Source organism: Paenibacillus sp. DP01 (assembly GCF_044784315.1).
Lineage (GTDB): Bacteria > Bacillota > Bacilli > Paenibacillales > Paenibacillaceae > Paenibacillus > Paenibacillus polymyxa.
This window is the reverse complement of record NZ_CP173059.1, coordinates 1,906,135-1,918,840: the sequence shown is the minus strand read 5'-3', so window position 1 is coordinate 1,918,840 and position 12,706 is coordinate 1,906,135. Positions and strand designations below refer to the sequence as shown.

Genomic DNA, 12,706 nt, shown 5'->3' with positions numbered 1-12,706 from the left:
TCGGTGTCTCTTGTTATGCCAGGCATGCTGGGCGTGCTTGTTAGCCGAAAGCAGGACGCTACTCCCCCTATTACCGAAGCCGACTTCTGCCGCAGGCTAAGCTTGTTGGGCAAGCGCTCTGGTATTAGCGTAATGGCGTTTACCGCCGAAGGAGTTTCACCTGAAGATCATTCCATACGGGGTTATGTTTATCGTGCTGGAGTATGGACATTTGGCCGCTTTCCCTTGCCGGATATTATTTATAACCGCTGTCTCCATATCCATGAGAGCCAGAATGTCAAGCGCACACTGGGAGACATAGCGGAGCAAAAGTCGCGCAAGCTCATCTACTGGTCGCGTAACTTGCCAGGCAAATGGCAGGTGTATCGCGCTCTGCATACGGTAGATAAAGTACGGCCCTTTGTACCGCCTACGGCCCCATACCGGGATACGACCCAGCTTGTGGAGTGGCTGCAACGCCATTCGGAGCTATTTATGAAACCACAGTCCGGAACACATGGCAAGGGCACGCTGTATCTCCGGCTGGCGGAAGGAGGGCAGGGACTGTACGTACAAGGCAGGAACTCCCAAAACCGCCCGTTCCGTCGCTTGTTTACTGAATTGGATGCAGGATTGTCATGGATTGACGGTATTGCACACAAACGCGCCTATATCGTGCAGCCTTATTTGAAATTAACAAGCCAAAGCAATCATCCCTTTGATGTTCGCGCGCTCATGCAAAAGGACGGCAACGGCTGTTGGCGCCTGACGGGCTTTGCCGTGAGGGAAGGCAGAAAAGGAACTCTGACTTCCAATCTGCACGGTGGGGGCGAAGCCCATCCGGCAGAGCCTTACCTTCGTGAACAATTTGGTGTGGACAGCACACGTCTCATCATCGGACAGATGATAGAGCTGTCCTTGACCATTGCCGGGGCGTTGGAGGAACGCTATGGCCGCCTTGGCGAGTTGGGAATTGATTATGGTATTGACCGGAGCGGGAATATCTGGCTGTTGGAGGTTAATTCCCGCCCTGGCCGGGCCTCCTTTTTTCAGACTCGTCAGCCAGAGTGCGCTTTTCGGTCGGTCAACCGCCCGCTCGAATATGCTCGATATTTAATGACCCATTCCAAAGCGACAGGGCCAAAGGGCGCGGGCGCCTCCCTTGAACATACGGTATAGGAGGATAAACAGATGAGTTTAACGCATTGCAATGTGCATTTCTCACAGCAGCCCGACAAGGTGGCGTATATATCCACTGCCTTGTTGAAAAGCCTTAAGTTATCTGGAGCCAAGTCCATTCGTCTGCGACTTGGCAAGGATCAGATTCCCGCAACAGTAAAACCCATTCAGAAGGCGGGACGTCATCTATACTTGACCTCCGGCTTGCGCAACGCAATCCGTGTTCCCAAAAGCGGGTCTATTTATTTGCGGAATCTGGACGGAGATGTTCAGCTTGGACCGTTGATTGGAGTATTGTCTGATGCTACTAACTCCACCACCCGCCCTTTCGGATCACGCACAGGCTTTATTAAACAACTTTTGAAGGAAGGCAGCAAAAAATCTTATATTTTTGCCTTCACCCCACGGGATATCAACTGGCAAAATGATACGATTAACGGCTATTTCCTGTCATCCAGCGGGGAGTTTACACGTAAACTCGTACCTCTGCCGGACGTAATTTATAATCGTTTGCCGAGCCGCCGCTCAGATTTTTCCCCAGCGATTAATCAACTACGCGAACGCTTTTCCCGCAAACGAATTCCTTTCTTTAACTGGAGCTTTTTCAATAAATCCGATATCTATCATCTGCTAGAAAATAATCCAGAGGTTAACCGTTATGTCCCTGAATCCTATATGAATCCCAGCTCTGAACGTATCCGAGGTATGCTGGAGCGGCATCAATTTGCTTATTATAAGCCAAGTAGCGGCAGTCTGGGCAAAGGAATCTATCGTCTGTCCTATGTCCCCAAGCAAGGATACTATGTGAGGTATCGGAAGAAAAATAGCAATGTACTGCTGCGGTTTACCACTTTTAACTCCATGCTGCGGATGCTTCACTCCAATAAGGGACAGACGCTAAAAGGCTACGTCATTCAGCAGGGCATTCAGCTGATCGAGATTGATAATTGCCCGATTGATTTCCGGTTTCATATGCACAAAGACGGCAATAACCAATGGGTCGTCGTTGGCATTGGAGCCAAAAAAGCCGGACGTGGCAGTGTCACGACTCATATCAAAAACGGCGGTTCCCTGATGACACCCGAGCAAGCGCTCGGTCGGGTATTCGGAGACCGAGCGGGTGAAGTGCTTCAACGTGCCAAGAATGTAGCAGTTACGCTAGCAGAAGCCATTGAATATCACCACCAGCATCTACTGGGTGAAATCGGATTCGACCTGGGCATTGATCAGGATGAAAAGGTATGGATGTTTGAAGCCAATTCTAAGCCAGGTCGATCCATTTTTCAGCATCCATCGTTGCGTGCGGAGGGTAAAGCATCCGTGGAGCATATTTTGGACCACTGTCTTTACCTCAGTAAATTCCGCAGAAAAGAGGAACTATGAATACCCGGGCGGAGCAAAAACCAGTTGTTGCTGTATTGACAGTGCACGACGATGAACAATTTTTCAAGGGAAATCAGCGAAACTTCAGGGATATTCTAGAAACGGGAACGCGCATGGGGTATCAGGTGTACATTGTTACTGTCAGGGACTTGAAGCTGGCAGATGAAACAGTGAAGGGCTACATCTACAACAAAAACTCACAGATATGGGAGGAACAAGATTTCCCATCTCCACAGGTCATTTATAATCGTATCCCCAACCGTAATTATGAACTTAAAACTTCTGTGCGCGCAAAGCTGGATGAAATTTCACATGCCTCAGGTGTTGAGCTGTACAATCCGGGCTTTTTTAACAAATGGGAACTGTTCAAATGGCTCCGTACCTCGGAATCCACTCGTCAGCTTGTTCCAATTACCAAACGGTTGAGCAACCTGTCTTCCTTAGGAAAAATGCTGTCTGCATATCCATACCTGTATCTCAAACCGGAAAACGGTAAAGCCGGAAAGGGAATTATGATTCTCAGATTCAACCCTGAGCATCTGATGGCATACAGATTGACCATTCAACATGACAAAAAAAGCATAACCTACCGATCTGTATCCTTGTCTCGGTTATGGGGACGTATTCGCCGAGAAACAGGCAACTCGCCTTATATCATTCAGCAGGGTATCGATCTGGCAACCTATCAGAAAAAGCCCTTCGATTTGCGGCTTCTGGTGCAAAAAAATGCCCGTGGCGCATGGAGCATTACCGGAGTAGGCGCCAGACTAGCGGGTAAGGGAAGTATTACAACACATGTTCCGCGTGGGGGAAGTGTGGAGGATCCGTTCAAGCTGCTATCCTCAATCTTTGGACCTGAGGACAGCACAGATTTGCTGGATAAGGTTAAAAGTACGGCCATTCAGATTGCACGTCAAATTGAACGCGCATCCGGTCTTTCTCACGGTGAAATGTCTATGGATTTGGGCGTAGACACACTCGGGACCCTCTGGTTTTTTGAAGCCAATGCCAAACCGATGAAATTCGACGAGCCCGAAATCCGTCAAAAATCACTTAGACGTATATTTCAATACAGCTCCTTTTTGGCCGAACGAATGAAATAATCTCAAGGAAGTGGAATCATGCCGCAAATTAGCGATGTTCAACATTTGCCTGCCCGGAGTTGGGTACTGAGACGACGACAGTTGCTGTTTCTGGCTCGCAGTTCGGGCGGCATGCGCATTACTCGCAATGCTCTGCGGCAGTTGGCTGTTTTAACGCCGGAGCAATTGAACACCCCTGGCTCCTCCCTCCTGTGCGCATATGTGCGCACGGAGAAGGGGCTACGGATTGCGGGATTTTCCCTCGCTCTGAATTATGGGAAAGATGCTTGCATCGTGATTGTTCGTCCGCTTTACCGGGGCCGCAGACTGGGCGCTAGACTGCTGTCCGCCCAGCTCCAACAGCTGCGCCGTCTGACGTGCAGCGTAGCCACCGACAATATGGCCAGTCTCAAAACCTGTTTCGGCGCTGGACTTATTGCGCATGAAATGACGACTGGACCGACGGGAAAGCCCACGCTGATATTTTGTGGGGAGTTGTCCGAAGATGAGCAGACGGCAGAGGAAGGTGGAATGCTGTGCCAAAACCTGTCCTAGGCATCATGACTTTGTATTTGAACAGTAAGAAGCAACTGGAGGAACGTGACATATATGAACGCATGATCGCAGAAGGCAAAAGGCTGGGGCTGGATATGTATGTGTTCACTCCTGCGGATGTCCATAAGGATCGCAGACTGCTCCTTGCCCAAATTTATGATCCACATAGCGGTAAATGGACTCGAAAATGGCGGGAATTTCCGGATATGATTTTCGACCGCTGCCGAGTGCAGCGCAGTGAGCGGTATCGTCAATTAAAGAAATTCCGATTGCAGTATACAGACCTTGTTTATTTAAACCGACCGCTGAGCAATAAATGGGCCATTCATCAGCAGCTTGCGAGAAAGGCTGCCTTTCGCCCCCATCTGCCTGCAACAGAGCCGTTCGATGGATTTCATAGTGTAAAGCGAATGCTCAAACAGAATTCACTAGTATACCTCAAGCCAATTAACGGCACAGGAGGCCGCGGCATTTTACGCATTGAGCCTGTTAACAAGCAGAGTGGCCTGTATCTGATTGAGGGACGCAATCGCAAGCGCCATATTATTCCCCAGCAACGGGTACGTCTGGATCGTCTGGAGCCGCGTCTGAGCAGCTGGAACATGGATAACTATATTGTTCAGGAAGGCATTCCTGTGCAGTTGCCGAATGGCAGGGTCCATGATTACCGTATGCTGGTACAGAAAAATAGCCAGGGAGTATGGGAGCTAACGGGATGTGCCGGGCGCATCGGGGCACATCGGAGTGTCACTTCCAACCTGCATGGCGGAGGCAAGGCAGTACCGATGAAGCAATTGCTGACGCAATGGATTCGTGATGAAGGCCACAGAGAGAAAATCATCAAGCAAGGGGAAAAGCTCGGACTGGACATTGCTGCATATCTGGAAGAAAGCTATGGGGCATTATGTGAGCTTGCGCTCGATTTGGCAATTAATAAGGACGGTCATATCTACGTGCTTGAGGTCAACCCGAAGCCGGCTCGCGAGGTATTTTCACGCATTGGCGAAAAAGAAACCTATCGTCGTGCCATCACCAAACCTATGGAATATGCCCTATGGGTCTACCACACTCAGATTAATCCGAAGCCGCAGACGGAACAAAAAGCAGAAGAACAAACAGAAGATAAGACAGAAAGTAAAACAAAGGAAGGCTCCGCCTAAGTGGCTGCCTTCCTTTGTTTTGTTATCTGCTTAACATCGTTTGCATGTATTATTTATATGGTACGCCACAGCGATTTATAACTCTTATCTGCGTTTTCACCGTTACTCTGCGTTTTTATAAAGCGTAAGCAACTGCGTAAAGTCTGTAATAATCGCATCGGACCCTTCCAACTCATCATTCACACCAAATCCAGCATAAGCACAGCCGATCACTGTCTGTCCGTTCTTTTTGCCAGCTTCCACATCTGAGGAACGATCTCCTACCATCCATACATTCGAAATATCGTGCTTGCTCAACAGAATTTCTAGCAAATTCACTTTGGAAAGCGTACTGTATTCCCCAGCGCTGTACAGTCCTTCAAAAATAGGAACCATTTCATACGCTGCAGCGATCCCCTTTACATAATCCTCCAGCCCGTTACTGGCTACGAATAATCGGACACCTTGCTCATGAAGTGCCTGAAGTGTTTCTTTTACATGTGGATACAGAGCATGACTTCCATTCTTCAATCCCTCCAGCTCCAGCTGAAGCAACAACTCGTCCGCTCTTCTGTGAGCCGCTTCACTGGCTTCTGGCATCACTCTTCTCCAGATTTCATCCAGCAGCATACCCAAACTATTCAAAATAAGCTCCTCGGGAGGAGTCTCTCCTTCATAAAGCCCTTCGGCGCGCAGCGTATCAAACAGCTTGTGGTACGCAGGAAGCAATAGCGTCTCTGTCTGAAAAAGCGTACCGTCCATATCAAATACCATAGCCTCAGGTTTCTTCAACACAGGTGCATTGTTCATGTAGTTATCAGTCATTCCTTTCCTATGTAAGTTTACACTCCAACCCCTCTCATGATAAGCAATAAGAGAGGTCTGTGTAAACCTCATTGCGCATACCGTTAACTCTTATATTTTTTTAGAACAGTCCTAAAACAATGTAAACCGCCCCACATATCTGTGTGTAGAGCCCCCCGTGGAAGCTTAAGATCCACACCACTCCAATACGAAAACCCCGCTTCTTCTATCCATTGTTCCATCGTTGAAAGATCCACTGTAGGATAATCAAATGTCAACAGAAGCATGCCGTCATCCCGTAAAGTTCGGTGAAATTCACGCAAAGCTGCCAAAGATTCATCGGGGGTTAAGTGCTCCAACACTGATATACATACAATTTTGTCAAAACTGGCATCCTCATAGGGCAGAGCAGTTAAATTGGCATGTGCGGAGTGGAGCCGAACCGGTAAAATCTCCTGAATGCGCTCAGCAGCCTCCTCTCCAATATTCCGCCGCACCTCGGCCAAGATAGCATCTACAGAAACGATTCGTATATCCAGATCGCAGGCATAGACCTGAGCGCAACGACGGGCCAGCTCAAATTTGAATGGATGAGGGATTCCACATGCCGCGTCCAATACTGTATCTTGCCCGGACATAAATTGGAGACACCACTCATACTCATAGGGACGACTCCACCAGCTTTGAGGGAGTCTGTAAATCATATTGGACGAATTGGGATCAGAATATACAAAAAAGCGAGACAGATACGGGTCAGCCATATTCATGAATGTAGCCTCCTTTGGAGATGTTTAGATTACTCTTGCTACACAGCATAATTCATGACCCCGTTTCTCACCTTGAAGCTTAGCCAACAATCCCATTTGCTCTGTAAAGGCAAGCTCACCGTACAAAGGATGTGCTTGCAGCAAGGCATCCAAACCAGCAGGAAGCTGGCGGGTGAACAAAGCCACCGGGCGCAAGCCGGACTTTTCCAGCAAGAGCGTCAGTGTATGATCCGAATAATGGTACAAATGATCTTCCTCCGTAAATAAAGGTGAGTGAACGCCATAAGCCTCGTTGGTAAACGAGTTTTTATTGGGCACCGTAATATATAACGTTCCATCAGGTTGAAGCTGATCACGCAAATCCGTCAAAAATTTGATCGGGTCCGCGATATGCTCCAGTACATGCCAGCATGCTATGGCTTCGTATTGGTGCTCCAGAGGTAAGTCGGCTTCTTCCTCTAAACTTTCAGTCTCAATCGCTTCCTGATCTTTATAATCTTGATTAATTTCTAGAGATTGTTGAATTTGAGCATCTAGCTCTGTTTCACCGTTCCAATAACCCGGTAATAATTCCACCTCATATTTGCACTTGGCATAGGCACGCGATTCACTGGACGGCTCAATGCCCACTGCATTCCAGCCAGCTTGAAGGGCAGCATGGATAAATTCTCCAGTCCCTGAACCAATCTCAAGCAGCTTTCCTTTTTTGGGACTGAACATATCGAGCAACATAAGTCCAAAAAGAGCATGATCCCCATAGGTGGACGTCGCCGCACTATCCCGCATAGCAACCCAATTGGCATTATAAATCTCTGCTATCATTTCCTCAGACTGAATATGATCTACATCCTTACGAAAAACCAATCCACAGGAGCCGCATCCCATCAAGGTAAAGCGTTGATAATCATGAAATACTACCGTGTCAGATAAGCCACACAGTTTGCATTTTACACTCTGCTCTGCTCCTTTCCCCTTCTCCGTAGCATAAAAGGTGTCCTTGGCTTCACTTTTTATTTGTAGTTCGGGTTTGTTCATGACCTGTACACTAGCCACCTTGGCGACATCCAAGGCGTTCACCTGATGGTCAGGTTCATATTCTGATGTAGGTTCTTTTTCTGTATTTTTGTTGTCCTGATCCACCCAGAGCGTGAGTCGTGGATTCGAGTCCAAAATGGATTCATATTGCTCTTTCCATCCATAACGAGCACTTGGGTCAAGCAGCTGGTACCGCTCAAATTTAGCCATGCGAATAGCAGGTGTATACCATCCCCAATGCTGAATACGGTAGTTGCTGATCTCTGTGGGAAGGTCAAGTACATTTTCGGGTAATCTCCCACAGTGCAAGGACTGCTCCTTCCATTTATAAGGGAACCCCTCTTTATATCGAATTAAAAAAGGACGGTAATACCGATGAGCCTGCCAATAGTCATCATCACGGTAATGCGTCGAAGACCACATATCAAACAACCTGAAACAAATCGTATCCGCTTTCGTTCCCGCTAACAAAGAATGTACCCCTTGGGCAAAGCGGGATTCGAACATTTCGTCAGCATCCATGCTTAATATCCATTCGGGAGAGGAAGCCAATGTCTCTCTCCACTGCTGCTTTCGAAGTTCGACTTCATTGATAAAAGAGGGTGTTTCATTGCGGATCAGACGCAGAGGGATTCCTTGTAAGATTTCCCGGCACAACGCTCCGCTATCGTCATGACTACCATCATCAATAATGACTGCTTCATCAATGTATTCCCGGTGACTCAGCAGCACGTCTGTAAGCTTGCGATCTGCCTCATTGCATACCGTCATGGTCAGCGTCAATTTAGGATTAGAGACAGGCGGTGTATAAAGCTCACTTTGTCGTGGACCAGTGAACGCCGGGGGTACAACAAACGAATCTGCCGTGTACTTGGCAAAGACAGCAGTTTCGCGGAGATCATCGGGTATAACTGGAGGTTCGTTGAATTTAGGGGTTCTTGACGATGCGGGACGATTGAAGGCTGGAGAGCTTGGAGAAATATCGGAGTGTTCCGCATGTGTTACATGCTCTGGGCGGTTCGATGTAAAGTACTTTAGGGTGAATAATAGCTGTTCTGCCTTCATTCGATCGGCTTCCCGATATAGATGCATTGCCGGATAGTGTGTGTCTACAAAAAGTGGAAATCCAAATGCAGCCGCTCGAATACAAAAATGTCGATCTTCTCCCCAATAAGAAACGTTTTTGATTTTACCAAAATGAATCCCTGCTTCCAGCGCCCGTCTGCGGATTAAGGTACACGCGCCTAGACCACCCACCTCATACAAACCTGGAACATGCAACTGGTGTATAAAATGCAACTCACGTTGCGCTCGCTCCTCTGCCGACAACACTTCGCCATCTTCACGATGGAACAAGTTATATTCATCACTAACCCACACTTGAGGCAATAGCGGTCCTTCCGGTTGCCAGCGTGTCCAGAAAATCTCTGATACAATATCCTTCTCCGTCTCCACCAACCTGCACAAGGTACGGGAATGGAGAACCAGGTCTGAATCGACCAGAAACAACGCGTCATAATTGTGCTGAAGTGCATAATCAATAAGACGATTTTTAAAGCCAGCCACTTTCCAGACAAGCGCAGGCGGCCAATAATGAGTGTGCTCATCACTTCGGGTTTCCACTTGCTGCGAGCCTGTTAACAAGGGTAAAACCCGTCCCGGAAGTCGATTGGAAAAGTCAACTAGCCACTGGCTTGAAATCGGATTGTCATTATCATCGACAAACAAATAATCCGGTAGCACGTCAGGTGCCTCCAGACGCTCCAATGCTTGAAGGAACAAAGACAAAATTTCCGGCTTCTGGTGCACCGGGCTGCCGATTAGTATACGCATGTGTCAACGCCTCCATCAGGCGGAAGCCTCATAACCATTCCCCCTCCATGTCCTAACGCATACCATAATTGCGACCAAGCGATATGGGAGTGAGCGTAGTATGAATGGACTTACACCTGGAAATATCAATGAAAACGACATCAATACAAAATACAATCTCCCCATTCAACGATAAAACCCATCCTGTCGCACATCCTAACCCGGAACGTCACCCACATCTTCAATCCATACCCTTCCCCCAAACATCCAGCTTTGATTTTCTAATTTATTAGAGCAGAACTGAATTTATGATCATCATATCCCCTTACATGTTCAAACCGAATTACTACATAATGAGCAAGCTATCCTAATAAAATGGAAATTATACCAAGTTTTTTGGGGAGGGACAAAGAGCATGGTGACTGTCAGCTTATGTATGATTGTCAAAAACGAAGAAGAAGCCCTTCATACCTGTCTGAAATCAGTCCATGACCTGGTGGATGAAATCATTATCGTTGATACTGGATCTACCGATAGAACCCAAGAGGTCGCTGCATCATTCAACGCTCGGATATACAACTTTGAGTGGTGCGATGATTTCTCCGCTGCCCGTAATTATGCGTTTGATCAGGCCACGCAAGAATATCAATTTTGGCTGGATGCCGATGACATACTGGAAGAAAAAGATCGACTATCCTTTCTCAACTGGAAAAAACAAGCCACCCTCTCTTATGACAGCATTACAATGGATTATGTGCTATCCGTAGATGAACAAGGACAGCCGTTGTATAAGCTCAAAAGAAACCGAATTGTACGGCGTGATCGCAGATTCAGATGGACCGGATTTGTTCACGAGTTCCTGAATGTAACAGGCAGCATCTTTCATAGTAATATGGCGGTGACTCATAACAAAACACGAGCTTATACTGCTCGTAATTTGCACATATATCTCAAGCATCGGGAGCAGGGCACCGTATTTTCTGAACGAGATCACTACTACTTCGCCAATGAATTATATGATAACGGACGCACACTAGAAGCCATTCAGCAGTACGAACATTATCTAGGGCTAAATCAAGGATGGATAGAAGATCGGATTGCTGCTTGCTTTAAGCTTGCGGATTGCTACGGTCGTCAAGCACAAAAACAGGAGCAACGGATGGCACTGCTCCGCACACTTACCCTCGATGTACCACGCGCCCAATTCTGCTGTGCTTTCGGCAATTTGTTCATTGAAGATGAGCAGTATGCTCAAGCCATTTATTGGTTTCGTCAGGCGACGCTGATTGAGCCCCCGCAAAATGTGATGGCCTTAACCAATTCGTCGTACTATACCTGGTTTCCACACTTGCAATTATGTCTCTGTTATGACCGAATCGGTGACATCGAAAAAGCAAAATCGCATCATCGCATAGCCCAGTTGCACCATCCTACTCATCCAAGTGTTTTATATAACGAGCAGTATTTTGCACAGCTAGACCAAAAATAATATTCTGTTGAGCGCCATTAAAAAAGTCGATTTCTTTTGTAGTAAATCGACTTTATTAGCTACAATCTGCTTTGTTTACAAGTTACTAGTTTTATAGATAGGAAAGGCCACCTGCACGTGATGCTTGCAGATGGCCTTTCCTATTCGTCATACAAGACTCCTTCAGAACACCTTTTTCCGGTCTCTTTCTCCCTTCAAAATTTCTACTGACTCACGGAAACGCAACGAATGAATCACCTCACGTTCACGCAGAAACTTCAAACTATCCTGCAAATCCACATCGTCTGTCAAATCAATCAGCCACTGATATGTAGCTCGCGCCTTTTCCTCTGCCGCAATATCCTCATACAGATCAGCAATCGGGTCACCTTTAGCTTGGATATAGGCCGCTGTAAAAGGCACTCCGGAAGCGTTTTGGTAAAATAACGCATGGTCGTGTGCCGCATAATATTCGCCTAGACCGGCTGCCTCCATTTGCTCCACACTCGCATCCTTGGTTAGCTTGTAAATCATAGTCGCAATCATCTCGAGGTGCGCAAATTCCTCAGTGCCGATGTCATTGAGTACACCGATCACTTTATCGGGAATCGTATACCGCTGATTCAGATAGCGCAATGCCGCTGCCAGCTCGCCATCCGCTCCGCCATACTGCTCCATCAGCAGTTTAGCCATATGAGGATCACATTTGCTGACACGTACGGGATATTGCAGTTTTTTCTCATATACCCACATTTATGTTCCTCCTTTATACAAAAGGTTGACGATTCCCTACCTATACCTGCCACGGCCAAGGTGATTGGCTCCACTCCCAAGGATACTTGGAATAGGCACGACCAAAATTCTGTAAGGGTCCATATAGGAGTTGATACTCGTTAGCAATCGCCGTTCTTTCCTGTGTCAGCTTGTTGAACTGTTCGATGGCCTGCAAATCATCCGGGTGTGTATCCAGATACAAATTCAGTTCCACCAGCACAAAATCCACCGCTTGGAGCTTCTCCAATAGCGCATAAAACTGGGCATCACCCGGCTTGGTTTGAGGCGCATAGGCTTGGGGCGTATAACCTTGGATCGGTTCTCTGGGTTGACTATAGTCCTGGGCTTGATTTTGATACTGGTTCTGATATTGATATTGGTTCTGGTATTGATATGAATTTGAATAAGGGCTTTGAGACTGATTCGGCTGTTGATGTCCACCCTCAGGCTGATTTGGCTGTTGGAATTGATTTGGGGACTGACCCTGATTTGGATTCTCCATTTTATTCGCCTCCCCCCTGGTTTCTCCTAGGCTCATAAGGACTGTAAAGCAATGGCCATAGCGTTCCTTTCGTCAGTGCTTCCTCTGGACTGAATTGTGGCAGACCAGGGGGCTGAAATTGTATAAACAAGTTTGGCGGGAGCACATAAGTCTTGCACAGAACGGGCGGACACGGATCGAACGGGCCGACAAACGGGGCATACTGACCTTGCTGTGGAAATTTCACG

Annotated in this window: 12 protein-coding genes; 6 read left to right on the top strand and 6 right to left on the bottom strand. The window is 47.4% G+C overall.

Features of this window, described 5'->3' with window-relative positions:
- Nucleotides 1-3: 3 nt before the first annotated feature.
- From ACH59B_RS08555 to ACH59B_RS08535, 5 genes are read left to right on the top strand one after another with little or no spacing between them, the layout of a single operon-like run.
- Complete coding sequence (locus tag ACH59B_RS08555) at nucleotides 4-1,158, top strand: YheC/YheD family protein (RefSeq protein WP_017425917.1); 1,155 nt, start codon at nucleotides 4-6, stop codon at nucleotides 1,156-1,158.
- A gap of 12 nt (nucleotides 1,159-1,170) precedes the next feature.
- A complete protein-coding gene (locus ACH59B_RS08550; protein WP_016819609.1) occupies nucleotides 1,171-2,541 on the top strand; it encodes a YheC/YheD family protein in 1,371 nt (456 codons plus the stop codon).
- Complete coding sequence (locus ACH59B_RS08545; RefSeq protein WP_017425918.1) at nucleotides 2,538-3,644, top strand: YheC/YheD family protein; 1,107 nt, start codon at nucleotides 2,538-2,540, stop codon at nucleotides 3,642-3,644. Before ACH59B_RS08550 ends, ACH59B_RS08545 begins: the two co-directional genes overlap by 4 nt.
- 18 nt (nucleotides 3,645-3,662) lie before the next feature.
- The gene (locus tag ACH59B_RS08540) at nucleotides 3,663-4,178 is read left to right on the top strand and encodes a GNAT family N-acetyltransferase (RefSeq protein ID WP_016819607.1); all 516 of its coding nucleotides are present in this window, start codon (nucleotides 3,663-3,665) and stop codon (nucleotides 4,176-4,178) included.
- On the top strand, nucleotides 4,160-5,338 hold the full coding sequence (locus ACH59B_RS08535; protein ID WP_017425919.1) for a YheC/YheD family protein: 1,179 nt from the start codon (nucleotides 4,160-4,162) through the stop codon (nucleotides 5,336-5,338). The genes ACH59B_RS08540 and ACH59B_RS08535 overlap by 19 nt, the downstream gene beginning before the upstream one ends.
- A gap of 102 nt (nucleotides 5,339-5,440) precedes the next feature.
- Here the strand turns inward: ACH59B_RS08535 and ACH59B_RS08530 are convergent, their stop codons facing one another.
- The 3 genes from ACH59B_RS08530 to ACH59B_RS08520 all read right to left on the bottom strand — a co-directional run bounded on the left by ACH59B_RS08530 (nucleotide 5,441) and on the right by ACH59B_RS08520 (nucleotide 9,756).
- Nucleotides 5,441-6,142, bottom strand: a complete 702-nt coding sequence (locus ACH59B_RS08530; protein ID WP_016819605.1) for an HAD family hydrolase — start codon at nucleotides 6,140-6,142, stop codon at nucleotides 5,441-5,443.
- 83 nt (nucleotides 6,143-6,225) lie between these two features.
- Nucleotides 6,226-6,888 (bottom strand): class I SAM-dependent methyltransferase, encoded by a 663-nt coding sequence (locus ACH59B_RS08525; protein ID WP_017425920.1) that lies wholly within the window; start codon nucleotides 6,886-6,888, stop codon nucleotides 6,226-6,228.
- A 24-nt stretch (nucleotides 6,889-6,912) separates the two neighbouring features.
- A complete protein-coding gene (locus ACH59B_RS08520; protein ID WP_017425921.1) occupies nucleotides 6,913-9,756 on the bottom strand; it encodes a bifunctional glycosyltransferase/class I SAM-dependent methyltransferase in 2,844 nt (947 codons plus the stop codon).
- 394 nt (nucleotides 9,757-10,150) lie between these two features.
- Between ACH59B_RS08520 and ACH59B_RS08515 the strand changes: the two genes are divergently transcribed.
- Nucleotides 10,151-11,224, top strand: coding sequence for a glycosyltransferase family 2 protein (locus ACH59B_RS08515; RefSeq protein ID WP_016819602.1), 1,074 nt, complete (start codon nucleotides 10,151-10,153; stop codon nucleotides 11,222-11,224).
- Between the two features lie 162 nt (nucleotides 11,225-11,386).
- Here ACH59B_RS08515 and ACH59B_RS08510 read toward each other — a convergent pair whose 3' ends face one another.
- Genes ACH59B_RS08510 through ACH59B_RS08500 form a run of 3 tightly spaced genes read right to left on the bottom strand, consistent with a single transcriptional unit; the run spans nucleotide 11,387 to nucleotide 12,705 of the window.
- The gene (locus tag ACH59B_RS08510; RefSeq protein WP_016819601.1) at nucleotides 11,387-11,956 is read right to left on the bottom strand and encodes a manganese catalase family protein; all 570 of its coding nucleotides are present in this window, start codon (nucleotides 11,954-11,956) and stop codon (nucleotides 11,387-11,389) included.
- A 40-nt stretch (nucleotides 11,957-11,996) separates the two neighbouring features.
- Complete coding sequence (locus ACH59B_RS08505) at nucleotides 11,997-12,479, bottom strand: spore coat protein CotJB (RefSeq protein WP_016819600.1); 483 nt, start codon at nucleotides 12,477-12,479, stop codon at nucleotides 11,997-11,999.
- Nucleotide 12,480: 1 nt separating this feature from the next.
- Nucleotides 12,481-12,705 carry a spore coat associated protein CotJA gene (locus tag ACH59B_RS08500; protein ID WP_016819599.1) on the bottom strand — a complete coding sequence of 75 codons (225 nt, stop codon included), beginning with the start codon at nucleotides 12,703-12,705 and terminating at the stop codon, nucleotides 12,481-12,483.
- Between the last annotated feature and the right edge of the window lies 1 nt (nucleotide 12,706).

Excerpts from the sequence above, each read along its gene's own strand:
- ACH59B_RS08550 (WP_016819609.1), top strand. The coding sequence starts at position 1,171 with ATGAGTTTAACGCATTGCAATGTGCATTTCTCACAGCAGCCCGACAAG.
- ACH59B_RS08545 (WP_017425918.1), top strand. The coding sequence starts at position 2,538 with ATGAATACCCGGGCGGAGCAAAAACCAGTTGTTGCTGTATTGACAGTG.
- ACH59B_RS08540 (WP_016819607.1), top strand. The coding sequence starts at position 3,663 with ATGCCGCAAATTAGCGATGTTCAACATTTGCCTGCCCGGAGTTGGGTA.
- ACH59B_RS08530 (WP_016819605.1), bottom strand. The coding sequence starts at position 6,142 with ATGACTGATAACTACATGAACAATGCACCTGTGTTGAAGAAACCTGAG.
- ACH59B_RS08525 (WP_017425920.1), bottom strand. The coding sequence starts at position 6,888 with ATGAATATGGCTGACCCGTATCTGTCTCGCTTTTTTGTATATTCTGAT.
- ACH59B_RS08520 (WP_017425921.1), bottom strand. The coding sequence starts at position 9,756 with ATGCGTATACTAATCGGCAGCCCGGTGCACCAGAAGCCGGAAATTTTG.
- ACH59B_RS08515 (WP_016819602.1), top strand. The coding sequence starts at position 10,151 with ATGGTGACTGTCAGCTTATGTATGATTGTCAAAAACGAAGAAGAAGCC.
- ACH59B_RS08510 (WP_016819601.1), bottom strand. The coding sequence starts at position 11,956 with ATGTGGGTATATGAGAAAAAACTGCAATATCCCGTACGTGTCAGCAAA.
- ACH59B_RS08505 (WP_016819600.1), bottom strand. The coding sequence starts at position 12,479 with ATGGAGAATCCAAATCAGGGTCAGTCCCCAAATCAATTCCAACAGCCA.